Source organism: Methanobrevibacter sp. (assembly GCF_017406825.1).
Lineage (GTDB): Archaea > Methanobacteriota > Methanobacteria > Methanobacteriales > Methanobacteriaceae > Methanocatella.
The window spans coordinates 1-24,772 of sequence record NZ_JAFQXT010000032.1 but is presented as its reverse complement, the minus strand read 5'-3'; the positions used below and the strand labels follow the sequence as shown (position 1 = coordinate 24,772).

Below are 24,772 nucleotides of genomic sequence, written 5' to 3'. Positions count from 1 at the left end.
GAATCATGGCTTGTGGGCGAACTGACGGTTACGATGGATGAGAAGATGACGCTGGCAACAGGCCTGGATGCCCTGGCCCATGCCATGGAATCCTACTGGTCAGTACCGTCAAATCCATACACACGCGTCCTGGCAAGGGATTCCATTAGGATAATTCGCAAATACCTGCCATTGGCTTTAAATGATTTGGATGACCTTGAATGCCGCAGAAAAATGCTGATGGGATCATTTTTTGCAGGCCTTGCCTTTTCAAATACCCGTACCACTGCCTGCCATTCAATTTCCTATCCGTTGACCATGATGTTCGGAATAAATCACGGATTTGCAGCGGCAATGACATTATCCGAAGTTCTGTCAAGAAATTGGGATTATTTAAAGGAAAAGGATCTGTTTTTAGACTCATGGGATGCAAAGGACTTGGATGACATAAAAGGATGGCTGGATGAGGTCACATCCGGAACTTTGAAACTGTCCAATTTCGGCGTCAAGAAAGAGGAAATTCCGGATATCGTAAAACTGGCAACAACCGGCGGAAGAATGGACAACAATCCGATCATATTCGATGAGGATGAAATTCTCGATATTCTGAATAATGTATATTAAAACTCCTATAGGGGTCAGTTCCTTTTGAGAATCTCATTGATGACGTATCTGTCATCGCCGTCAAAGACCCTCAACAGGTAAATGGCCGCAAGATAGATGATTATTCCGACAGGTATTGCAAGCCACATGTTGAGGTTCAGCAGGATGAGTGCAATTCCTAAAATCATTGAGCCGATGATTATTTTAATTAAATCAGAATATAATTTCCTGTTCGGCCTGTGGCCGAGCCTGTAGATTACAAATGCCTGGATGATTACGATCAGTATATCGCTTAAAACGGTGGTGATTGCAGCACCGTTGTATGATAAAAGAGGAATCATGAACAGGTTCAGCGCAATGTTGAAGACCGCAGCGGCGGCATAGATTTTGGTGACTGTAACTTCCTTGTGGGAAGCGTTCAAAAGGGTGTTGGCCGCACCGCTTATGAACAGTAGGCACACGGTCCAGATTAGAATTGATAAAACGGATGAGGCGGCGTCGTATTCGTGGCCGTAAATCAGATGGATGATGTCTGATGAGTAGAACATTGTTGCAACAGCCAAGGGGATAATTACAAGCATCAGATATTTTATTGACTTTTCAAAGCTGATTAAAAGCATTGATTCATCGTTTTTGTAGAATTTGCTCATTACAGGAAAGATTACTGCAGTGTATACTGTGTAGAACAGTGTCAAAACGGAAATCAACTTGTATGTCGCATTGTAGATTCCTGTAGCGTAGTTCCCGACCATGTTGGTGAGCATCACCATATCAATTGAATAATAAATCATATATAAAAAGCCGGTAACCGCAAAAGGTATTGAAAACATGGTTATCTGCTTGCAGAATTCCACATCAAATTCAAATTTGGGTTTAGCGATGCGTCTATTGAAAACATGGTATACATAGATTAAGGCAACGAAATTTGCCAAAATGTATGAAAATGCAATTCCTAAAAGACCCAAATCCGCATAAATGGCGATTAAGATGAAAACAAGCAATAGGATATTCAATATTGTATTTCCGATTCCCTGATATTTTCCTTCCTCAAACGCCTGAAAAGACCCGTTGAATAAACTGACGTATGATTTAATAATCATTTCAATAGTAAAAAGCAATGTCACTGCTATAACGATTTCATCCGATTTCATCAATATCAGCAGAATCAATGTCAGGATGAATGTTCCAACAGAAAAGATGCATTTCAAGGGCATTGCATTACCCAGATATTTTGAAGCGGAGTCGTAATCGGTAGAAATATGCCTGACAATATGAGTGCTTATTCCCAAATCCACAGCAATGGCTAAAATGCCGGTAAATGAAACAGCAAATCCATAGATGCCATAATTGCTAACCCCCAAATATCTGGCAATTAGAATTGTCCAGATAAAGCCGCAGATACTTGCTATTATTTGTGAAACTAGCAGCCAGCTCATATTTTCGAATATTGTTCTTACATGACTCATAAAATCATCTTAAAAGTAAAATGGTTATATTTATTCTTATTCAATTTTATAATATTTAAGTATTAATAAATTTTAATTGGAATTATTTTCAACAGTATTTATATAATATGTTTAAATATATAATTTATTAAAAATAAAAAAGGATTTTCAATGTTATCTCTTAAAAATAATGGTTCTAATAGACATACATTCATAATTGCTGAAATTGGCGTCAATCATAACGGCAGTATTGAACTTGCTAAAAAAATGATTAAATCAGCCAGTGAATGCGGGGTAGATGCGGTTAAATTCCAAACTTTTAATAGTGAAGCGTTAGTAACTGAAAATGCTAAAACTGCAGGTTATCAAGAAAAAAACACAAACGAAGATTCACAAATGAAAATGTTGAAAAAATTAGAACTTACATCTGATGATTTTAAAGAACTACAAAGTTATGCTTTAAAAAATGATGTGATATTCATATCTTCTCCTTTTGATTTAAAAAGTGTTGATTTACTTGAAAAATTGGATGTGCCCTTTTATAAATTAGGTTCCGGTGAATTAACCAATTTCGAATTGATAAATCATATTCAAAAAACTGGCAAACCCATGATTATATCAACTGGAATGGCAACATTGGATGAAATTAGAGAAACTTATAATTATATTGAAAATAAGAATGATCTGATTATTTTACACTGCATTACTGGTTATCCAACTTCTTTTGAAGAAGCTAACCTAAATTTTATAAAAACTTTGCAAAAGGAATTCAATGTTCCAATTGGATTTTCAGATCATAGTCCCGGTATTGAGCTTCCAATTGCCGCGGTCGCTTTGGGTGCTTGTGTTGTTGAAAAACATTTTACATTAGATAAAAATTTTGAAGGGCCTGATCATAAAGCTTCTCTAAATCCTAAAGAGTTTAAATCAATGGTTGATGCAATAAGAAATGTTGAGGTTGCTATGGGTGACGGAATTAGAAAATTCAGTGAAAATGAAATGGAGATTAAAAAGGTTGCTCGCAAAAGTATTGTGTTAAATGAAGATATTTCAAAAGGAACTGTCCTTAAAAGAGAGATGTTATCAATAAAGCGGCCAGGAACCGGAATTCCTCCTAAATTTATTGATGATGTAGTAGGTAAAACAGTTATCAATGATTTAAATCATGGTACTGTTATGAAATGGGAATATTTAAAATAAATTGTTGATTTTATGATTAAAAAGGTATTATATGTAACTGGAACAAGAGCGGATTATGGTTTAATGCATAATACTCTTAAATTATTGCATAATGAGGATGACATTCAACTGGATATTGTTGCAACCGGCATGCATTTGATGGATGAATTCGGTTATTCAATAGATGAAATTAAAAAGGATAATTTCAATTTACATATTGTTAATCAAACTTTTCAAAAAGATGACGAAAGGTCAATGGCAAATTTCATCGGAAATTTAATCACAGATTTAACTGATGTCTTTGTCGAATTAAAACCTGATATCGTATTATTATTGGGTGATCGTGGAGAAATGTTGGCTGGAGCAATTGTTGCTTCATATTTGAAGATTCCTATAGTGCATATCCATGGAGGAGACGTATCCTCCACTGTTGATGATTCTGCCAGGCATGCGATAACCAAATTGGCTAATATCCATTTTCCAGCAACTGAAAAAAGTGCTTCAAGAATAAAACAGATGGGTGAAAATCCCGACAATGTCTTTGTCGTTGGCGCACCCGGTTTAGATTCAATAATTTCAGTTAAAGATAATATCGATGAAGAGTATCTGAAAAATAAGTATAAAATTCAAAAGGATTTTATTCTGGTATTGCAACATCCTGTAAGTTTGGAAATTGAAGATTCATCTTCACAAATCTCCAAAACATTGGATGCAGTCACTTCCACCGATTATCAGGTCATTGTTGTTTATCCAAATGCCGATGCAGGTGGAAGAGCAATGATTGAAAAAATCAATGAGTATGATGTTGATGCATATAAGAATATTCCTCATGAAGATTTCATTGGTTTGTTGGGTTTGGCCAGCATCTTAATTGGAAATTCAAGTAGTGGAATAATTGAGTCCTCTTCATTCAAATTGCCTGTAATAAATATAGGAACAAGACAGCAAGGTCGTGAAAAAGCGAATAATGTTGTTGATGTTAATTATGATTATGATGAAATTTTAGAGGCAATTGACTATGTTAAATCTGATGAGTATTGCGATATATTAAAAAATTGCGTTAACCCTTATGGTGATGGAAAAACTGGCGAAAGAATTTGTAAAATTCTAAAAAAAATCGAAATTAATGATGATTTACTAAATAAAGAATTTTTCTAGATGTAATTTAATGAAAAATTATATATATTTAATTTTAAAGATAGGTAATTATGAATATAATTAGCATTATCCCTGCAAGAGGCGGAAGTAAAGGAATACCTCGAAAGAACATAAAGCTTCTAAATGGAAAACCGCTCATATCATATTCTATTGAAGCATCAAAGTCATGTAATCTGATTGACAGTACATATGTTTCGACTGAAGATGTTGAAATTTCAGAAATTTCAAAAAAGTATGATGCAGAAGTAATAGAAAGGCCGGAAGAGTTGGCAGGTGATGATTCTAGTAGTATAGATGTTATATTGCATGTTTTTGATTATATGGAAAACCACGGTTCATTGCCTGATTTATTCATATTGTTACAACCAACATCCCCGCTTAGAACTTCAGAGGATATCGAAGCTTCAATCAAGTTGTTTTTAGACAGTGATTGTGATTCTTTAGTAGGCGTCTGTGAGATGGACCATAGGTCTTTACTAAATTTTTCTCTTAATAATGGATTTTTAGTTCAAAACAACAATGAATCTTTATTCAATAGCAGAAGGCAGGATTTTCCAACTTATTATTCATTGAATGGAGCGATTTATATCACCACACCTGATTTCATTAGGAAAAATAGGTCATTTTATTGCGATAAAACCATTCCATATGTAATGTCTAAAGAAAGGAGCATTGATATAGACACTCCTCTTGATTTTAAACTTGCAGAAATTATCTTAAATGAGTTTAATGATGTGAAATTATGAGCAAAGATCGTTTTGAAAATTGGAAAGCACCTGAAATAAAAGAAGGTGAATTAACAAAATACAATTGGTTAGTTCAACATAAGGATAATTTGGATTTGGGTTATAAAACCGATATTGGAGCATTCACTTATATCAATGCTAAAAATAATGTGATTATAGAAGATAATGTTCAAATCGGATCTCACTGTTCTATTTATTCCATTTCTACAATTGATGATAAGGAGGGTGAAGTAATCCTTAGGAACAATTGTAAAATAGGAACCCATTCAGTAATCATGCCGGGAGTCACAGTTGGCAAAAATTCCATAATAGGCGCTTTTAGTTTTGTGACAGAAAACATTCCGGATAATGTTGTGGCGTTTGGGGTTCCGACAAAAGTTATTAGAAAATTGGATTGATAATTAACGTTTAATTTTAAATTTTAGAAAGCATTAAATAATAATAAAATATAATTATAACTCAATATTTATTGATATTCTATAAGGAGGCCTATAATGAATATTCCATTATTTGAAATATATAATGATGAAAATGATATTAAACTTATTTCTGATGAAATAGCTTCTGGGAAGTTTTGGGCTGTAGGACCAAGAGTATCAGAGTTCGAAGAAAAGATTGCAAATTATATTGGAACTAAACATGCAGTTGCTTTAAATTCTGGAACTTCTGCATTACATGCGGCTTTATTATCACAGGGAATAGGTAAAAATGATGAAGTAATTGTTCCATCATTCACATTTATTTCTACAGCAAATTCTGCATTATTTACTGGAGCAAAACCTGTTTTTGCAGATATTGAGGAAACTACTTGTGGTTTGAATCCGGAATCTGTAGAAAGTCTCATTAATAAAAATACCAAAGCAATTATACCTGTTCATTATGGTGGATGCCCTTGTAAAATTAAAGAATTGAAGGATATTGCTGAAGATAATGATTTAATTTTAATTGAAGATGCCGCAGAGGCTTTTGGAGCATCTGTTGATGGTAAAAATGTCGCCACTTTTGGAGATTTAAATATTTTAAGTTTTTGCCAAAATAAAATAATAACAACTGGCGAAGGAGGAGCTATTGTTACGGATTCTGATGAAATTTACGCAAAAATTAATCTTATAAGGTCTCATGGAAGATTGGAAAGTGCAGATTATTTTTCATCTTCTAATCTTTTTGATTACATTGATTTAGGTTTTAATTGGAGAATGTCTAATTTAACTGCTACTTTGGGCATTTCACAAATTCAAAAAGCTGATAAAATCATCGAATTAAGACAAAAGAATGCGGAATATCTTTCAAGGAGATTGCTTGAAGAATCTGACGAAATAACTATTCCGGAGGTTCCAAAAGGTTATAATCATGTTTACCAATTATTCTGTATTTTTGCAAATAAACGTGATGAATTAATTAAATACTTAGGAGATAATGGAGTTTCATCTAAAATTTATTTCCATCCAATTCATCAATCAGAATTTTATAGAAATAAATTAAAGTATGATGTTAATTTACCAGTTACTGAGAGTATTTTTGAAAAAACAATTACTCTTCCAATGTTCCCATCAATAACTACTGAACAAATGGATTACATTGCTGAAACTATTGGGAAATTTTATAAAAGCTAAAGGTGTTTTTTTTATGTTAAATGATTTTTATAAAGGAAAAAAAGTTCTTGTCACAGGAGGTTCTGGTTCAATAGGTCAAAAAATAGTTAAAGAACTATTAAATCATGATGTGGATGTTGTAAGGGTATTGGACAATAATGAAACGGCTTTATTTGATTTAGAACAGGATTTGAATTCATCAAAAATTAGAACATTAGTTGGGGATATTAGAGATTATAGGCGTTTAGAAAGAGCTTTTAAAGATATTGACATAATTTTTCATGCTGCAGCTTATAAACATGTTCCATTATGTGAATATAATCCTATGGATGCAGTTAAAACAAATGTTATAGGAACACAAAATGTTATTGATGCTGCAATCAATTGTGGTGTTGAAAAAGTAATTTTAATTAGTACAGACAAAGCGGTTAACCCGGTTAATGTTATGGGTGCTACAAAATTATTAGCTGAAAGATTAATGATTTCTTCTAACGTGTATAGTGGTAGGGGTGGAACTAAATTTTCATGTGTAAGATTTGGAAATGTATTAAATTCAAGAGGATCTGTTATTCCAGTATTTAAAAAACAGATAAGTAATGGTGGACCAGTAACAATCACTGATGAAAGTATGACTCGCTTTATTATGCATATTTACGAAGCAGCTAAACTTATTTTAGATGCTGGAAAACTATCATGTGGAGGAGAGATTTTCATATTGAAAATGCCTTCTGTAAGATTATCTGATTTAGCAGATGCTATGATTGAGTTTTATGCTCCTAAATATGGTTTTAATGCTGAAGAAATTGATATTGAAATTATTGGAAGGAGAGTTGGTGAAAAATTACATGAAGACCTTATGACTCCTGAAGAAATGGTTTATGCAGAAGATAATGGTGATTTATTCATCATACGAGAAGAAATAAATGAACATCCTCTTGATTTTATTTACAATTCTTCTGAAATAGAACAATTGTCTAAAAATGAAATCATGTCGATTTTAAATGAAATATCCTAATTGAAATGAAACCTTCATTGAAATATTATTGGTGTTTATGAAATAATTTCAAACTAGCATATTAACTATTTTGATTCAGAATATGGTGTTAAATTTCTGATTATTGAAGTATTATAGATATTGTGGTGGTGTTAAATGAATGATTCTTATGAAAATCGACTTAATATAGATTTTAGAGATATACATAAATTATCAGTCCCTATTGATTCATCAAAAAATTATATTTCCGCTTCTGGAGTTTATGGTATTGATAAATCTTTAAAAGAATATTGTGGTTTTGATAATGATTATAAAATTAAAGCATTCATTGAACATGGTATAAACTTTTCTGAATATTTTGAATGCGGATTTAGAGTTCATGAATCATTACCTTCAATAATGATGTCTCCATTTAGAGAAAATTTAATCAAAAATCAAAAAAATAATCATGGTGCATATTCAATAGGACCATTTATTCATTATGCTAATCCTTTACTAAAAAATAATGATTATAAAGAAAAGAAAGAAGAATTAGGTACTAATCTATTAGTTTTTCCAGCACATTCTACTTTAGGTGGAACTACTAATTTTAGCATCACTGATTTTTGTGATAAAATTCAGGATATGGGCAGTGAATTTGATACAGTAACGATTTCCCTTTATTGGAAAGATGTGGAATTAGGAAGAGATAAATTTTATAAAAAATATGGTTTTGAAGTCATGACCGCAGGATATATGTATGATCCTTATTTTTTAAATAGATTAAGAAGTATCATCGAACTCAGCGATTTAACAATATCAAATGAAATAGGAACTTCTTCATTCTATGCTTTAGTTTTGGGTAAACCTCATATCATACTGCCTATGAATGTTAAGTACAATATAGAAAAAACGGATGGGAAATATTTGTCATTGGTTGCTGAAGAATCATATGACAGTACAGTTAAATCAGCAAAAGTGAATGATATTGAGTTAATTAAAAATTCTCTTTTAAAATCAGAAGGTAAAATCACAAATCAGAATAAAGAAATAATTAATAAATATTCAGGTATTTATTGTGTTAAATCCAAGGAAGATTTAAGAAAAATACTTTTAGAATGTGAAGATAACTATTCTTCCTTTAGTTATTATATGAGAAAACCTTTATTTTTAAAAGATTATGCAAAAAGAATGATAAGAATATCAAAAAGTCAATTAATTGATAGGTAACCTATAAAAATTAGTATTTGGAGTTTAAATCATTAATTGGGGATTTTTATGAATTTAGATATTTGTATGGCAGCAGATAATAATTATGCTACTCATTTAGGCATATGCATAATTTCAATTGCTAAAAATAATCAGTTAAACGATATTACAATACATGTCTTAAATAATAATATTTCTGATAGGAATTTAAAGAAAATTGAAAGTCTTGAGAGAGAATTTTCAAATCTTAAAATTAAATTTTATAATATCTTAGAATATTTTGATAAAAATGATATTAGTAATTTAATTAAAAATACTTTAAAAGACAATGATTTCTTTAATCTTTTAGGAATTTCCGCATTTTCAAGATTATTTTTGCAAGATTTACTTCCTGAAAACATTGAAAAAATTTTATACCTGGATTCAGACACTATTGTGTTAGATGATTTATCTGAGTTATTTCATATTAATTTAGATAATAATTATGTCGGGGGTGTTATTGATATTATGGCAAATATTACCAAGCATTATTATCTTTTCGAAAATAAATCAACTCCCTTTATCAATTCGGGTGTTTTATTAATAAATTTAAAAAAATGGAGGAAAATTGATTTCGCTAAATTGGCTATAAATTTAATTAATGACTATCCTGATAAAAATTTCTTGCATGATCAAAATATTATAAATATATTATGTGAAGATAATGTATTATTGCTGAATCCTAAATTTAATGTCATGTCGGAATTTTTTTATGTGGACTATAAAAAAAATTTAAAATTAAATAGTTATTTTGGTTCTATTGATGGATTTTATCCAGAAAATGAGATTAAACATTCATTATCCCATCCAGTTGTTGTTCATTTTTTATCTCAGGTATGGGATAGGCCTTGGATGATACATAATGGAATTTTTAAGCATGTTCCAAAAAATCCATTTAATAAATGTTATGATTATTATAAATCAATTTCACCTTGGAAAAATGACGTTTTGGCAACTAATGATAAAAAAATTCTAGATAAATTGTATTATGAAGTAATTAGATTTATTATGATGTATTTTCCAGCTCCCGTCTTAGCATTTCTACATTTTATAAAGAAAGGATAATTTATTTACAGATATTTGGATTCACATTTATCTAAAAATATGTGCTGCTGATATTTTATATTTTCCATGGGATACTATTAATTAATTTTTTAAACTGACTTTTGGTTTTGAATAAAATTCAAAAAAATTATTTGGAATTTTCAAATAATTTTAATTGGAGCAGTATATTGGAAATTCGAAGGATAGTATATAGCATTAGAGAAACGATATTTATTTCAATAGTAATCTTTTTATACTAAAAATTTTATTAAAATATATTTATAAAAATCGACAAGGGTAAGAGTATAATGCATGAAGTAATAATTTGCGAAAAGCCGAGTTCAGCGGAAAAGATAGCAAAAGCACTTTCACCAAGTGCTAAAAAGAAAGTGTACAACAAGAAAGTCAAATATTGGGAACTTAAACGTGATGAAAAGGACATTACCGTCGTTTCAGGTGTCGGACACCTTTACTCATTGGTTCCAAGAAGGTACAAGTACGGCATCTCATTTGACCTCAAGTGGGTTCCGTCCCATGAGGCAAACAAAAGCAGCACCTACACCAAAAACTATCTCAACGCTATCAAGAAATTCGGAAAGAATGCCGATTCATATGTTCATGCATGCGATTACGATGTTGAGGGAACACTTATAGGATACAATGCCCTCAAATATGCCTGCGGGTCAGATTCATTGAGCAAGGCCTCAAGGATGAAGTTTTCAACATTGACCCAAAAGGATATCATCGACGCTTATGAAAACCGCATTGACATTGACATGCATCAGGTCGACAACGGTATCGCAAGGCATATTCTTGACTATTACTTCGGAATGAACATTTCCATTGCCCTTTCAAATTCAGTCAGAAAAACCAAGCACAGATTCCTGAAATTGTCAGTCGGAAGGGTTCAGACTCCTACATTATCCATCCTTGTTGACCGCGAAAAGGAAATCCGCGATTTCGTCCCGGAACCATACTGGAACCTGAAAGCTATTTTGGACTTTGAAGACATTGAAATCAAGCACGTCGAGGGCAATATCTTTGATAAGGAAAGGGCTGAAGAGATATTTGACAAGTGCAACGGCAAGGACGCGGTCGTTGATGAAATCACACTTTCAAAATCAAAAACCAAGCCTCCGGTGCCGTTCAACTTAAGCGGCCTTCAGGCTGAAGCCTACAGCGTTTTCGGATTTTCTCCTAAAAGGACTCAAATTGCCGCACAGAACCTTTACAGTGCAGGTTACACTTCCTATCCGAGAACATCATCTCAGAAATTGCCGGCAAGTCTGGGCTTTGACAATATATTCAAGCAATTGTCAGCAAATCATGAATTCAAAAAGCACATCGACAAATTGCCTTCCAAACTGATTCCCCACAACGGCAGAAAAGAGGATGCGGCTCACCCTCCGATTCACCCGACCGGAATTCTTCCGGGCAAACTGAGCAGGGACGAGCAGAAAATCTATGACCTGATTGTATACAGGTTCATTGCCGTATTTTTCGAAGCAGCGGAATTCGAGACAATGAAAACAACCCTTGACATCGAAGGCGAGAAGTTCAAGTTCTCAAGAAGAAGAGTCACCCACAAGGGATGGATGGAGCACTATCCGTTCAAAAAGATTGACAACGAAAGATTCCCTGATGTAAAAGAAGGGGATGTTATGAGCGTCAAGGAACTCATCAAGGAGGAGAAGGAAACCAAGCCTCCTGCAAGGTACAACCAGGCTTCACTCATCAAGGAGCTTGAGAAAAAGAACCTCGGAACCAAGGCGACACGTGCGGATATAATCGACAAGCTGTATGACAGGGAATACATTCATGGAACCAAGATTGAAGTCAATGAGCTTGGCGAAAATCTCATAGATACCCTGAACACCTACTGTAACGATTTGACTTCCGAAGAGCTGACAAGGGATTTGGAAAACAAGCTTGAAGGAATCAACAACAACGAAACCAGCAGGGACAGCGTAGTAAGCGAAGGGGAAAAGGACGTCAGGGAAATTCTTCTTGAAATTGACAAGAACCAGAGCGGCATCGGAAACAAGCTTTATGAGGCGTATCAGGCAAGCAACATTGTTGGAACCTGCGTTAAATGTGGTGGAAAACTGATTAAAAGATATTCTCCTAAAACCGGAAGCTCATTTGTAGGATGTTCCAATTATCCTGACTGCACTGCCAGCTATTCAATTCCGAAAGGAACCAATTTCCTCAAAAAGACATGTGAGGAATGCGGACTTCCGATAATTTCATTCGGAAAGCCTCGCCAGAGGGCATGCCTTGATCCAAACTGCGGCAAGGAAACACCAAAAAGGGACGAGCCCCAAAACGTAGGGGAATGTCCGGAATGCGGCAAACAGCTCATAAAACGTTCAGGCAGATACGGTGATTTCATCGGCTGCAGCGGTTTTCCGAAATGCAGATTCACATGCTCTGTTGATGAGCTCGAATCAAAACTGGAAAAATAATTTTTTTCATTTTTTCATATATACATAATATTTTAATAATAGTAAAGGTAAATATACTATTCAATAAAAATATTTTTACACATTGCTGAAATTATTTTTATTTATTTCTTATAATTTTGATTAATTAATTAGATTAGAGGATTTTTAATGAATAGAGAAACATTAATGACAGTAGGTAAAGGAATAATCATTGTTCTGATTATTTTAGCTATTGTATTCGCATTAAAAGCTCCTGCTGCTGATTTGAACATGTTGGATGACAACGGTAAGGCATTATATACCGACTCATCAGGTCTTCCGTACTTCAGTGAAATGGATTCATATTATAACTACAGGTTGACCAACGACTATGTTGAACACGGCTATGCAGGGGATGAAATGATAAATGGAAGTGCATGGGATATGCACAGATATTCTCCTGATGGTGAAATGGTTAATTATGAACTGGGCATTGTCTATGTGACCTCCTGGCTACATGATACTGTGAATGGTTTCTTTGGTGGTGACTATTCAGTCAAGGAAGTTGCATTCTGGACAGGAGCAATCATCTCAACATTATGTGTGATTCCGGCGTTTATCTTTTCAAGAAGAATTACCAATGATTATGGGGCAATTGTGGCAACATTGCTCATTGCACTTGCTCCGAACTACTTTGCGCACACATTCCCAGGATTTTTCGATACAGATATGTTCTATTACATATTCTCAATATTTTTCATATTCTTCTTTGTCGAATCAATCAGAAGCGACAACTGGATTTGGAAAATAGTATTTGCGGTATTGTCCGTAATATCAATAGGACTCTTCTCCATCCAATGGACTGGATGGATCTTTTACGTTGCACTTATGGGACTGTTTGCCGTGATTTATCTAATTGCATCCTTCATATTCAATGTTGATGCGGACAGGGATGAATATTCAAACGTCGGCCAATGGCTCATACACAACAGGGAATTCCTCTCAGTTGTTGCAATAGGAGTAATCGCATTCGCGGGTCTTGCAGTGTTCCAGGGCGTTGACGGTGTTCTTGGAATATTCGGACGTGTCTTAAACTTATTGAACTTGCAGTCAGCGTCTGTTGTTGTAGGGGGATTCCCGAACGTACTTATTTCCGTTGCAGAGATGCAGATGCCTGCAATGTTAGGTGCTGGAATGAACTCCATGTTTTTAGCAAACACCAACGGATTCATCAACGGTATCGGCGGTATTGCAGTATTCTTTGCCGCATTGATAGTTTTATACGTTTTGGTTTCAAGGACATGGAAATTCAGAAACGTAAGGCAAAAACCGGCTGACGCCAAACCTCAAAAAGGAAAAAGATTATCCGCAGCCGAAAAGCTTGACAACAGCCGCAAATTCAAATTATCCTACGCTGATTTGAAATTCGGCGGGGACAATCCGATCTTATCAGATAAACGCTTAACAGTATTGTACACAACATTGTTTGTCGTATGGGTAGTAGTGACCGCCCTTGCAGTAATGAGAGGTTCAAGGTTCATTACCACAATCGTATTGCCTTTCGCATTCCTTACAGGAATATTCGTCGGATTCGCCTGCGATTACATCAAAACCAAATTGGACAACGACAAATGGCTAATCGCTGCAATCATTTTCTGCGCATTCCTTGCGGCAGTGCCTCTGGTAACTGTCAACATGATCTTGGGCATTGCAGTATTTGTGATAATTTCCGCAATAGGCCTGATATCAGTCTTTGCACTCAAATCCAATTCCGCAGACAAGAAAAACATTCCGCTCAAGAAATATGTTCTTATTGCCGCCTTGGTGATTGCATTGGTGACACCAAGTATCTGCGGAGCATATCTCACTTCCGAAAACGTTGTTCCCGGTACAAACGACTACATGTGGAACGCCATGGAATGGGTTGATGAAACCCAACCTGAAGATACCGTAATCACATCCTGGTGGGACTTCGGTTACCTCTTCGAGGTTGCAGCCGACAGGCAGGTAACATTCGACGGAGGTTCCCAGTCAGGGGAACGTGCCTTCTGGCTGGGTCAGGCGATGACAACCGACAACATTGACCTTTCCGCAGGAATATTCAGGATGCTGGACACTACAGGTACAAGGGCTGACGAGTATCTCATCAACCTCACAGGCAGTCCGGGCAAGGCAACCGATATTCTAATCGATATCCTGCCTAGAAGCTCCAGTGACGCCCAAAAGGTACTGACCAGCAAATACGACCTGACCTCTGCCGAGGCCAAGCAGGTCATCGAATACACTCACCCTGACAATCCGAGACCGGTAATATTCGTCGCATCTTCAGATATGCTCGGTAAGGCCGGCTGGTGGACCTACTTCGGAGCATGGGACTTCGACAACCAGACTTCCGAAAACTACAACTACTACGTGCCGTTCGACTCAGCCAAGGTCGCTCCTGGACAGTCAGGCAAGGTGCACATGCTGGATGATCAGGGCATGACCGTAAATGTGGTTATCGAAAGGGGTTCCGGCAACAATACAACTGACGCACATGTCGAATCAGTATATACCGACAGCGGCGAGCCGATTGAAGTCAACGGTACCGAATACAACCCATTGAAAGCATCCAGATTAATATTGATCGAGGACGGATACATCATGAAGAACGAATCCATCAAGGGCGCAAGCGATGGAAACTACACAATATTCATAATGGGTCAGGACAACGAGTACACTCCGATTTTAATCGACAACAAACTTGAAAACTCAATGTTTACCAGATTGTACCTGCTCGGCGGAGCCGGTCAGGACGTGTTCGAACCGGTACATGCTGAAAACGGCGTAATGTTGTATAAAGTAAATTTTAACAGTACAAGCGGGTAGTTAATTAAAACTACCTTACATTTCTTTTTTTTTCAACTAATCTTAAATATTATTAACACAATATATATCACATAACTACTTAATCGAGGTGCGATATTGAACAGAAAACTAACATTAATTTTAGCCCTATTGGTTCTGGCATTAGTTTCAGTCTCAATTGTCGCTGCCGTAAACGAAACCCAGGATCAGATGGCGGCCGATGACGATTCAGACGACAAGATGTCCCAGGACAATGATGATGAAAAGATAACTGCTGATGACAAGCCTGTCTTGGGGGTTATTGAGTTTCCCGTTAAGATAGTATGGGAAGACAACGACAATAATGCGGGCAAAAGGCCTTCATCCGTCATTGTTATTGTAAATGCAGGCGAGAATACCCAGGAATTTGAACTGACTGATGTCAACGACTGGAGAGGTGAGGCCGCAAACATTCCTGATGCTGATGCAGATTCAATTAGTGTCCAGGATGTCCACGTTGACGGATATACCACCAAAATCGTCGGAAATCCAAAGGACGGATATGAAATCACATGCACATACATTGATGATTCCAATGACAACTCAACGGATACTGATGACGACAACCAAAATAATCCGGCTGACGACGACACCGATGATTCAGATGATGACTCAATCGATGACTCAGACGACACTCCGGAAAATGAAACTCAACTCATAAAGACAATCACCACTACAAAAGTTGTCAAAAAAGAGCCTAAAAAAGTCAAAGACAAACACAATACTGGTAATCCAATTTTATTAGGAGTACTTGCTATTAGTGTTGCAGGTTTAGCTTATCAATTACGCAGAAAAGAATAATTAAATTTTCTTTTCTTCTTATTTTTTTTAAAATTTAAATATTATAACAATCTTATATTTAATTACTAATTTTATGGAGCAAAACCTAAATGGGAATTGAAGATAAGATCAAATCAATTGAGGAAGAGATACAAAAGACACCTTATAACAAGGCCACTTCCCACCATATCGGTAAACTTAAGGCAAAACTCTCCAAGCTTAAGGAAGAATCCCTTCAAAGAAGCAGCGGAGGCAGCAAAGGCCAAGGTTTCCATGTGAAAAAATCCGGAGACGCAACCGTCGTTTTGGTGGGCTTTCCATCAGTTGGTAAATCAACATTGCTTAACAACATCACAAATGCTGAAAGTAAGGTTGGAGCTTATCAGTTCACCACACTGGATATTGTTCCGGGTGTTATGGAGCACAAGAATGCTAAGATTCAGATTTTCGACATTCCTGGAATCATCACAGGCGCAAGCAGCGGTAAGGGAAGAGGAAAGGAAATCCTGTCCGTGGCCAGAACCGCAGATTTGATTCTTGTCGTGCTTGACACATTCAATCCACAGCACCTAGATGTAATCATCAATGAATTAAGAGCAATAGGCATAAGGCCGAATGAAAGGCCTCCTGACGTTACAGTCAAAAGAAAGAAGCTTGGCGGTGTAAAGGTTTCATCCACATGCCCTCTTACATATCTGGATGAAAAGACAATCAGGTCAATCTTGAACGAGTACGGCTACATCAATGCTGACGTTCTCTTCAGGGACGACGTCACTATGGACCAGTTCATTGACGTGCTTGACCGCAACAAGTCCTATGTTCCGATGCTTATCCTTCTAAACAAGGTTGATCTGGTCGACGACGCATACCTGGAAGAGCTTAAGAAGTACATTCCTGAGTTCATTCCGATTTCAGCGGACAAGAACACCAACATCGACGAGTTGAAGGATACAATATTCGACAATCTTGACCTTGTCAGGGTCTATCTGAAACCGCAGGGAAGAAAGGCCGATATGGAAGATCCTCTGGTAATCAAGAAGGGCTCTACCGTAATCGATGCATGCGGTAAGCTTCACAGGGAATTCGTCAAGAATTTCAGGCATGCAAAGGTATGGGGAACTTCAGTTAAATTCCCAGGACAGAAGGTCGGTCCGGACCATGTCCTTGAGGATGAGGATGTGCTGAGAATAATTTTGAAGAAGTAGACATGACCGCTGTTTTTATAACCGGTACTCCGTGTACGGGCAAAACAACTCTTGCAAGTAAATTGAATGGACGCTTAATTAAAATCAATGATTTGGCAATAAATCATGATTTCGTTTTAGGCATTGATGAGAATAAAGGCTATAAAGTCATCGACATAGACAAATTGAGCGCTTATGTAGATGAACTCATCAAAGATTGCGATGAATTGCTTATTTTTGAGGGGCACCTGTCCCATTTGTGCGACGGCGCCGACAAGGTGATAGTCTTGAGGGTTGATCCCGACATCCTGAAGACAAGGCTTGAGGCCAGAGATTACTCAGACGCCAAAATCCGCGAAAACCTTGAAGCTGAAGCCCTTGGAGTATGTTCTGCGGAAGCCTATGAGAACTACTCTGATAAGGTATATGAACTGGATGTCAGCGGCCTAACCATGGACGAAGCCGTCGATTTGATTGAAGATGTAATCCATAATGGGGGAGATTATCCCGTAGGTTCTGTTGACTTTATGGATTGGCTTATTTCAAATCCGTGACTTTTTTTACATACTCAAATCAATTTTACTTAATCATATAAATATTGCTTTAAAATACTTTATTCTTCAAATGCACAACTGTGATTTGTCGCATATTGAAAATATTTAAATATGATGCGAATATAATTATAATTGCAGATGTCAGTCGACTAATTAATTTTAAGTCTCGGTATTGTCTGATATAACTTAATTATAATGGGGTGTGATAATATCTCAAAAATAAGTTTTGACATTGATGATGACTTACTAAAAGATTTGAAAAGATTTGCTTTAAAAACTAACTCTAATTATTTAGATTTGGTTGAAAGCTATATTCAAAAAGGATTAAAAAACCAAACAAGAGGTAATGATATGGTAAGCGTTACGTTAGATGACAATGTTGTAGAAAAAGTAAAAATCAAATGCAGATTATCAAATAAAACGCCTGAAGATGTAGTCAATGACATATTATGGGACAACCTGAGGAAGCTTGAGGATTATTCCGATGATTTTGATGGGGATAGGATTTGGAACTTGTTGGAGCATGACAAGCCCGAAGGGGATGACATTCTGGATAGGATCACAGACATGTTTGACTGATATATATTAAACACCACAGAGGTCAAAGAATGATTTTTTTAGATTCATCTTACATTAAAGGATTAATTTTAAAAAATGATGATTACAACCATTTTTCCAAAAGAGTTAAACCCTATCTGAAACATGAGACGAAAGTAATCAATACTACCGTTTTAGTTGAAGTATTAAATTCAATTAAACAAAATAATTATGATAATGACGTAAATGAATTGTTGTCCTGTTTAGAAAATTTGGATGTCTATGATTTTTTAGCAATGAAGGACTATGAGGAGTCAATGAAATGGTTCAATTATTTCGGCAAAACCATTAACTTTTCAGATTGCACTATTGTTAATTCGATGATAAAACATAGTATTACAAGGATAGTTTCATTTGATTCCGATTTTGACAAAATCGGTGCTTTTGAAAGGATTCACTGAAAATCCTTTCTTTTCATAATTTTTAAATTTCAACTAAAATATCCAAAAATTCACAACCTTTATAAATAGTAATATACATAATTATTCTTAATATTCATATTAACCTAAGGTTATCTTAACTATGGTTTTTGTTTTAATTTGCGCAAATCATTTTAATTCAATTTTGAATATTATATCCTACATTTTAAAGGAGGATATTTTTGAGTAGAGGAAAACGACCAAAGTGGATGATTGAAATTGCGATTGAAAGAATGAATATTCTTTTTGATCGTGCCGATATGGAATTCATCACCCATCCGGAAAGATCCAATCGCTATGTCGAATTGGCACTGAAATTGTCTACTAAATACAATACTCCGGTACCTGAAGAATGGTCCAGGAGGTATTGTAAGGAGTGTAAAAGTTTCCTCTCGCCTGGTCGCAATTGCACCGTCCGGCTAGTTAACTCTGAAGTTAACATTTTTTGTGGTGAATGCGGTCATGTAATGAAAATTCCTTATCACAAGGAGAAAAAGTTTAAAAGGAGAGCTAAATATGAGTCACGACAAAAAAGAAATGATGAATAGAGCTCTTGATGCGATGACAATCAACATTGGCAAATCAGGCGTCAACGATAATGTTATCGAAGAAATCAAACGCCAGCTCAAAGCTAATGAGATTGTTAAACTTAAATTTGCAAAAAATATCGCTCGCGATAAAGATAAATACATCGACGAAATCGTCTCTAAAACCAAAGCGAAACTAATCGACGTTAGAGGCCACGTTGCTGTTATTTACAAGAAAAAGCCTTAGACATTATAAATTTAGAGTTACAGGCCCTATTTTTTTAGGTCTTAAATTTACAGTGGATTAAGCTACAATAAAAAAATAATATTGGAGAATTAATATGACTACTGTATTTGATGTACCTGCAGATTTATTAATTGAAAAAGTCGCAGAAGAATTTAAAGAAAATGATAAAATAGAGTCTCCTGCATGGTCCAATTTTGTTAGAACTGGTGTTCACAAGGAAAGAAAACCAGAAAACCCTGATTGGTGGTTTATCAGAACTGCTTCTATCATTAGAAGAGTCTACATCGACGGACCTGTTGGCGTTTCAAGTTTAAGAACTTTCTACGGCGGTAAAAAAGACCGTGGAGTACGCCCTGAAGTCTTCAGAAAAGGCAGCGGATCAATCATCAGAACCGCACTCCATCAGCTTGAAGACGCAGGATATGTGGAAAAAGTGGAAGGCGGAAGAGTCGTAAGTCCTCAAGGAAGATCCTTTTTGGATAAGATTTCCGGAGAAATAATTAAAGACATTCCTGAACTTGAAAAATATTAATTATAATTTTTGGGAGAGTTTGATATGAGCGATTTAGATGAAATTCGTCAAAAAAGAATGGCTGAGCTGCAGGCTCAACAGGCTGCCGCACAGAACCAGGCCCAACAACAGGCCATGGCTCAGGCACAACAGCAGCAGGCTCAAGCGCAATTCGAAGCTCAGAAAAAACAAATCTTAGGCCAGATCATGACACCTGAAGCTCGTCAGAGATTGGCAAATCTCAAACTGACCAAACCAGAATTGGTTAACCAGATTGAACTTCAGCTCATCCAGTCAGCACAGGCAGGCAGCCTAAGAGGAAAAGTAACTGATGACCAGATAAAAGTCCTTTTAAGGCAAATCGCTGGTCAGAAAAGAGAAATTAAGATTACAAGGAAATAATATCAATGAAAGCGGCTGTTCTATATAGTGGTGGAAAGGACTCATCCTTCGTTGCGGTCATGCTCAAAAGATTGGGTCTTGATGTGGAATTGTACACCGCCAATTTCGGCGTCTACGATTCATATGTTCCTGCAGGAAAATCCGCAGAGGCATTAGGCTTCAAACACAACGTCTTAAAAATGGATAGAGAAATCCTCGAAGAGACCTGTGAGAGAATCCTCGAAGACGGTTTTCCCAACGACGGAATAAAATACATCCACGAAAGGACAGTTGAAAAACTGGCTGAAAATCATGATATTATTGCAGACGGGACAAGACGTGATGATAGAACTCCAAAACTCAACGTCAATCAGATCAGAAGTCTTGAAGACAGGATGAGTGTCCAATACATCAATCTCGACAGTTTCGGTCACAAATCAGTCAGACTGATTACAGACAATCTGTTTGAAATTTCAAAGGAAAAGTCAAACAGGGACAATAGTTCCGATTTTGAGGTTGAAATAAGGACAATGATTGATGAGAGGGGAGCAAACTCACTGGACATTTTCCCCGAACATTATCAAACTCGAGTTATAGGATATAAACAATAATTATTATTACAGGTGAGAAAATGAGTAGAAATAAACCATTAGCTAAAAAATTAAGAATGGCAAAAGCAAACAAACAAAATAGGAGAATTCCAATCTGGGCTTATGCTAAAACTAACCGTAAACTTAGATACAGACCTAAACCTAGACATTGGAGAAGAAACAGTCTTAAATTATAAGAGGGGTAATTATGGAAAGAGTTTACACAATTCCACTTAGAAATGTGAAAGAAGTCAAAAGGACTATCAGAGCTCCTAGAGCTATCAGGGAAATCAGAAATTTCTTAACCAAACACATGAAAGCCAGCGATGTTAAAATCGACGAATCTATTAATCATGCTATTTGGGAAAGAGGTATTCAAAAAATACCTTCAAAAATTACTGTAAAAGCAGTTAAAGATGATGATGGTGTTGTTACAGCTACTTTAGCAGAATAAACACTAATTTAAATGTGAGGTAAACAATATGTTAAAAAGAGTAGATATTGTAGGAAATCCGAATGTAGGGGTTTTTATCACAGCAACCGACAACCTGGCTATCGTTCCTTATAATCTATTGGATGAAAAGGTGGATATCATCAAGGAAACATTGGATGTTGAGGTAATCAAATCTTCTATTTCCGGGTCAAGCCTTATTGGATCTTTATCTGTAGCCAATTCAAACGGTATTGTTGTTTCCCCACATGTTTTGGATAGAGAAGTTAAACAGTTCGAGGACATGGGCCTAAACGTCGCCACCATTCCCGGCCAGTACACTGCCGTCGGAAACATCGTTGCGGCAAACGACAAAGGCGCAATAGCAAGTCCATTTTTGGAGGATGAGGCTATCCAGGTCCTTGAAGAAACTTTGGATGTGGACGTAAAGGCTTCCCACATCGTCGGAAGCGACATCATAGGTTCATTGATCAAGGTGACCAATAAAGGATTTTTGATGAGTCCTAACGCACTTCAGTCCGAAGTTAACTTTGCTCGTGAAGTATTTGGTGTTGAAGGAGATATAGGTACTGTTGGAAGAGGAATTCCACTGGTTGGAGCTTGCATTATTGGAAACTCCAGCGGCGCAATCGTCGCCAAGGACAGTACCGGTCCTGAAATGGCTAGAGTTGAAGAAGCATTAGGCTTTTTGGATGATGATTTTTAATTAATATAATCATGAGGGATTTAAATGATAACAAAAATTTACAGAGTTAAAGGTACTTTTGTAATGGGTGACGAATATCACGATTTTACCAAAGAATACAAAGCTACCTGCGAAGGTGACGTAGAAAGTAAAATCTATGAAAGATTCGGAAGCAAACACGGTATCACCAGAAACCAGATTTCAATTGACTCAATTGAAGAGATTGCTCCTGAAGACGTTCAAGACCCAATTGTAAAAGAAATTTTATAAGCATTGAGGGATTAAAATGGAAGATCAACAAAGATTAAACAGTCTTCTTAACGAAATCAATGTGTACAGGCAACAGGCAGACTTAATTCGTCAACAGATCGAATTGATTCAGGCTTCCATTGCCGAAGTCGACGCATTCCTCAATACTTTGGATGACATTGAAGGCAAAGACTCAATCGAGGCTTTCGTGCCTGTAGGTGCAGGAACCTTTGTAAAAGGGGAGCTTAAAGACACCGATGAAATCATCGTAAGTATTGGAGCAGGACTTGCGGTCAAAAAAGATGCAGACGGCGCAAGAGAAATCATCTCTGGGCAGAAAGATGAACTGAAAGACAGCTTGGACAAGATGCTTGCCAATTTGCAGCAAGTTACTGACATTGCCGGCAATCTTCAGGCTCAGGCTGAGCAAATCGCAGCTGCAGCACAAGGTAATATGACCCAAATGGGTTAGATTATCTTTTTTTACTTTTTTTTAAATATTTTTCATTATTTTTTAAGACTCGTTTTTTTTAAATATCATAACAGACATACCTATTATTAATTATTTTCAACTAAACTATCAAGGTTGGGTTATTTTTGTTTGATTCACTGAAAAAGAAATTTTCACGAACCAGTGAGAAACTGGAAGAAGAACTAATCGAAGAGGCAAAACAGGAAGACAACATCGAAGAGGAAACCGGCGGAAGATTTTCTTTCTTCTCATTTGGAAGAAAAAAGGATGAGGAAGAGGAAAACCTGCTCCCCGAAGCTGAAGAGATTCCCGAAGAGGAAAGTCCTGAAGAGGAGGTTGAGGAGAAAAAGTCCCGCTTCTGGAACAGAAACAAGGATGAGGATGAAGAGGAAAGTCCTGAAGAGGAGGTTGAGGAGAAAAAGTCCCATTTCTGGAACAGGACACCTAAGGAATCAGTCGACGGCGAGGCTACTGGAGGGGTATTCTCATTTGCACGCGAAAAGACAATCAAGGAAAAGCACGTTGAGGACATACTCTTCGAGCTTGAAATGGAACTCCTGCAGGGGGACGTTGCAATGGAGGTTGCAACTGAAGTCGTCGAAAGCGTCAGGGAAAACCTTGTAGGCAAGAAAATCAAAAGAAGCAATGACGTAACCGAATACACATATTACGCTTTAAGGGATGCAGTCAAGGAAATAATCGACATTCCAGGCAAATCAATGACTGAAATGCTTGAAGAAAAGGTGGCGGAAGGCGAACCTCTTGTTGTGATGTTTGTCGGCATCAACGGAACAGGCAAGACAACAACCATCGGAAAGCTGGCCAACTACTACCTGAAGAAGGGATACACTCCGGTCATTGCGGCTTCAGACACATTCAGGGCAGGGGCAATCGAGCAGGTCACCCACCATGCAGACAATGTCGGCGTCAAAATCATCAAGCACCAGAAAGGCTCAGACCCTGCGGCAGTGGCGTTCGATGCGGTTGAGCATGCAAGGGCACAGGGCAAGGAGCTGGTCCTGATAGATACTGCAGGAAGGATGCAGACCAACACCAACCTCATGGATGAGATGAAAAAGATCAAGAGGGTTGCAAAGCCTGATCTGGTCATATTCGTCGGCGATGCAATTACAGGCAACGACGCAACCGAACAGGCCAGAAAATTCAACGAGGCAATCGACATCGACGGTGTAATCCTTACAAAGGCCGATGCTGACAGCAAAGGAGGCTCATCACTTTCCATAGGATATGTCATCAAAAAACCGATTCTCTTTTTGGGAATGGGCCAGGGATATGATGACATCATGGAATATGATGCCGAATGGATGCTTAATCAGATATTTTCAGAAAGCGAAGAGGAAACAGAAGAGGATTAGGGGCGCATTATCCGGTGATTGGGCAATTCTGCCGGGTGCACGCCATGTCCCAAACTGCCGGGGGGCATATTGGCTGCAACAGCGGAATTTCACTACTCCTCGAAAATCAACTGAATCCGGCCAATTGGAAATCACAGGCGTGGGAACAGCTAAATCCATCTTCAATTTAATCGACAGATAGCATGTTCGGTTAAATGTCCTTTAATTTTTTTTTAAAAAATTTTCAACTAAGTGTTTTTAATATCATAAAGTCACTATTTACTTAAAATTAATTCACTTTATTTAAGGTTATTATAGCTTATTTTAACATAATTGTTCTTTTTATAAGTATTTCTACATCTTTTAAATCTATTTTCATTGATTTAAGCTATTTTAATTCGAATTTCTTATTAAAAAGATTTATATATCTTTTTAGATAAATTTTTTAAGCAAGGGGTGAAAGTTATTTCAATCAGGAATAGGACGTTCGTTTT

At 36.5% G+C, this 24,772-nt stretch carries 29 protein-coding genes; 28 read left to right on the top strand and 1 reads right to left on the bottom strand.

The window, feature by feature from the left end:
- A partial coding sequence (locus IJF99_RS05750) for an iron-containing alcohol dehydrogenase (RefSeq protein ID WP_292792992.1) occupies positions 1-603 on the top strand: 603 nt, incomplete at its 5' end.
- 14 nt (positions 604-617) lie between these two features.
- Here the strand turns inward: IJF99_RS05750 and IJF99_RS05745 are convergent.
- On the bottom strand, positions 618-2,048 hold the full coding sequence (locus IJF99_RS05745) for a flippase (protein WP_292792990.1): 1,431 nt from the start codon (positions 2,046-2,048) through the stop codon (positions 618-620).
- A 150-nt stretch (positions 2,049-2,198) separates the two neighbouring features.
- Between IJF99_RS05745 and neuB the strand changes: the two genes are divergently transcribed.
- The 27 genes from neuB to IJF99_RS05610 all read left to right on the top strand — a co-directional run bounded on the left by neuB (position 2,199) and on the right by IJF99_RS05610 (position 24,480).
- Positions 2,199-3,227, top strand: a complete 1,029-nt coding sequence (gene neuB / locus IJF99_RS05740) for an N-acetylneuraminate synthase (RefSeq protein ID WP_292792988.1) — start codon at positions 2,199-2,201, stop codon at positions 3,225-3,227.
- Positions 3,228-3,239: 12 nt separating this feature from the next.
- Positions 3,240-4,364 carry a UDP-N-acetylglucosamine 2-epimerase gene (gene neuC / locus IJF99_RS05735; RefSeq protein ID WP_292792985.1) on the top strand — a complete coding sequence of 375 codons (1,125 nt, stop codon included), beginning with the start codon at positions 3,240-3,242 and terminating at the stop codon, positions 4,362-4,364.
- A 50-nt stretch (positions 4,365-4,414) separates the two neighbouring features.
- The gene (locus IJF99_RS05730; protein ID WP_292792983.1) at positions 4,415-5,110 is read left to right on the top strand and encodes an acylneuraminate cytidylyltransferase family protein; all 696 of its coding nucleotides are present in this window, start codon (positions 4,415-4,417) and stop codon (positions 5,108-5,110) included.
- Positions 5,107-5,508: an acyltransferase gene (locus IJF99_RS05725; protein WP_292792981.1), complete on the top strand. Its 402-nt coding sequence runs from the start codon at positions 5,107-5,109 to the stop codon at positions 5,506-5,508. The genes IJF99_RS05730 and IJF99_RS05725 overlap by 4 nt, the downstream gene beginning before the upstream one ends.
- A 96-nt stretch (positions 5,509-5,604) precedes the next feature.
- Complete coding sequence (locus IJF99_RS05720; RefSeq protein ID WP_292792979.1) at positions 5,605-6,723, top strand: DegT/DnrJ/EryC1/StrS aminotransferase family protein; 1,119 nt, start codon at positions 5,605-5,607, stop codon at positions 6,721-6,723.
- A 13-nt stretch (positions 6,724-6,736) separates the two neighbouring features.
- Positions 6,737-7,717, top strand: a complete 981-nt coding sequence (locus IJF99_RS05715; RefSeq protein WP_292792977.1) for a UDP-N-acetylglucosamine 4,6-dehydratase family protein — start codon at positions 6,737-6,739, stop codon at positions 7,715-7,717.
- 135 nt (positions 7,718-7,852) lie between these two features.
- A complete protein-coding gene (locus IJF99_RS05710) occupies positions 7,853-8,905 on the top strand; it encodes a hypothetical protein (RefSeq protein ID WP_292792975.1) in 1,053 nt (350 codons plus the stop codon).
- A 48-nt stretch (positions 8,906-8,953) separates the two neighbouring features.
- Entirely contained in the window at positions 8,954-9,988 is a 1,035-nt protein-coding gene (locus tag IJF99_RS05705) for a glycosyltransferase family 8 protein (protein WP_292792973.1), read from the top strand.
- A gap of 287 nt (positions 9,989-10,275) precedes the next feature.
- Positions 10,276-12,432, top strand: coding sequence for a DNA topoisomerase I (gene topA / locus IJF99_RS05700; protein WP_292792971.1), 2,157 nt, complete (start codon positions 10,276-10,278; stop codon positions 12,430-12,432).
- 147 nt (positions 12,433-12,579) lie between these two features.
- Complete coding sequence (locus IJF99_RS05695; RefSeq protein WP_292792969.1) at positions 12,580-15,258, top strand: STT3 domain-containing protein; 2,679 nt, start codon at positions 12,580-12,582, stop codon at positions 15,256-15,258.
- Between the two features lie 96 nt (positions 15,259-15,354).
- Complete coding sequence (locus tag IJF99_RS05690) at positions 15,355-16,077, top strand: Cna B-type domain-containing protein (RefSeq protein WP_292792967.1); 723 nt, start codon at positions 15,355-15,357, stop codon at positions 16,075-16,077.
- Between the two features lie 89 nt (positions 16,078-16,166).
- Positions 16,167-17,261 carry a GTP-binding protein gene (locus IJF99_RS05685; RefSeq protein ID WP_292792965.1) on the top strand — a complete coding sequence of 365 codons (1,095 nt, stop codon included), beginning with the start codon at positions 16,167-16,169 and terminating at the stop codon, positions 17,259-17,261.
- A 2-nt stretch (positions 17,262-17,263) separates the two neighbouring features.
- Positions 17,264-17,794, top strand: a complete 531-nt coding sequence (locus IJF99_RS05680) for an adenylate kinase family protein (RefSeq protein WP_292792963.1) — start codon at positions 17,264-17,266, stop codon at positions 17,792-17,794.
- 351 nt (positions 17,795-18,145) lie between these two features.
- Positions 18,146-18,373, top strand: coding sequence for a hypothetical protein (locus IJF99_RS05675; RefSeq protein ID WP_292792961.1), 228 nt, complete (start codon positions 18,146-18,148; stop codon positions 18,371-18,373).
- A 29-nt stretch (positions 18,374-18,402) separates the two neighbouring features.
- Entirely contained in the window at positions 18,403-18,792 is a 390-nt protein-coding gene (locus tag IJF99_RS05670; RefSeq protein ID WP_292792959.1) for a type II toxin-antitoxin system VapC family toxin, read from the top strand.
- Positions 18,793-18,992: 200 nt separating this feature from the next.
- Entirely contained in the window at positions 18,993-19,358 is a 366-nt protein-coding gene (locus tag IJF99_RS05665) for a ribonuclease P protein component 4 (RefSeq protein WP_292792957.1), read from the top strand.
- Positions 19,327-19,584 carry a YhbY family RNA-binding protein gene (locus IJF99_RS05660; protein ID WP_292792955.1) on the top strand — a complete coding sequence of 86 codons (258 nt, stop codon included), beginning with the start codon at positions 19,327-19,329 and terminating at the stop codon, positions 19,582-19,584. Before IJF99_RS05665 ends, IJF99_RS05660 begins: the two co-directional genes overlap by 32 nt.
- A 94-nt stretch (positions 19,585-19,678) precedes the next feature.
- Positions 19,679-20,116 carry a 30S ribosomal protein S19e gene (locus IJF99_RS05655; RefSeq protein ID WP_292792953.1) on the top strand — a complete coding sequence of 146 codons (438 nt, stop codon included), beginning with the start codon at positions 19,679-19,681 and terminating at the stop codon, positions 20,114-20,116.
- A gap of 24 nt (positions 20,117-20,140) precedes the next feature.
- Positions 20,141-20,497, top strand: a complete 357-nt coding sequence (locus IJF99_RS05650; RefSeq protein ID WP_292792951.1) for a DNA-binding protein — start codon at positions 20,141-20,143, stop codon at positions 20,495-20,497.
- A gap of 5 nt (positions 20,498-20,502) precedes the next feature.
- Positions 20,503-21,087, top strand: coding sequence for an asparagine synthase-related protein (locus IJF99_RS05645; protein WP_292792949.1), 585 nt, complete (start codon positions 20,503-20,505; stop codon positions 21,085-21,087).
- Positions 21,088-21,107: 20 nt separating this feature from the next.
- Positions 21,108-21,263: a 50S ribosomal protein L39e gene (locus IJF99_RS05640; protein WP_004032463.1), complete on the top strand. Its 156-nt coding sequence runs from the start codon at positions 21,108-21,110 to the stop codon at positions 21,261-21,263.
- An 11-nt stretch (positions 21,264-21,274) separates the two neighbouring features.
- The gene (locus IJF99_RS05635) at positions 21,275-21,520 is read left to right on the top strand and encodes a 50S ribosomal protein L31e (protein WP_292792947.1); all 246 of its coding nucleotides are present in this window, start codon (positions 21,275-21,277) and stop codon (positions 21,518-21,520) included.
- A gap of 28 nt (positions 21,521-21,548) precedes the next feature.
- Positions 21,549-22,223, top strand: a complete 675-nt coding sequence (locus tag IJF99_RS05630; protein WP_292792945.1) for a translation initiation factor IF-6 — start codon at positions 21,549-21,551, stop codon at positions 22,221-22,223.
- Between the two features lie 24 nt (positions 22,224-22,247).
- Positions 22,248-22,472: a 50S ribosomal protein L18Ae gene (gene rpl18a, locus IJF99_RS05625; RefSeq protein ID WP_292792943.1), complete on the top strand. Its 225-nt coding sequence runs from the start codon at positions 22,248-22,250 to the stop codon at positions 22,470-22,472.
- Between the two features lie 16 nt (positions 22,473-22,488).
- A complete protein-coding gene (pfdA, locus tag IJF99_RS05620; protein ID WP_292792941.1) occupies positions 22,489-22,923 on the top strand; it encodes a prefoldin subunit alpha in 435 nt (144 codons plus the stop codon).
- Between the two features lie 125 nt (positions 22,924-23,048).
- Entirely contained in the window at positions 23,049-24,299 is a 1,251-nt protein-coding gene (ftsY, locus tag IJF99_RS05615; protein ID WP_292792939.1) for a signal recognition particle-docking protein FtsY, read from the top strand.
- Positions 24,220-24,480 carry a hypothetical protein gene (locus IJF99_RS05610; RefSeq protein ID WP_292792937.1) on the top strand — a complete coding sequence of 87 codons (261 nt, stop codon included), beginning with the start codon at positions 24,220-24,222 and terminating at the stop codon, positions 24,478-24,480. Before ftsY ends, IJF99_RS05610 begins: the two co-directional genes overlap by 80 nt.
- The last annotated feature ends 292 nt before the right edge of the window (positions 24,481-24,772 follow it).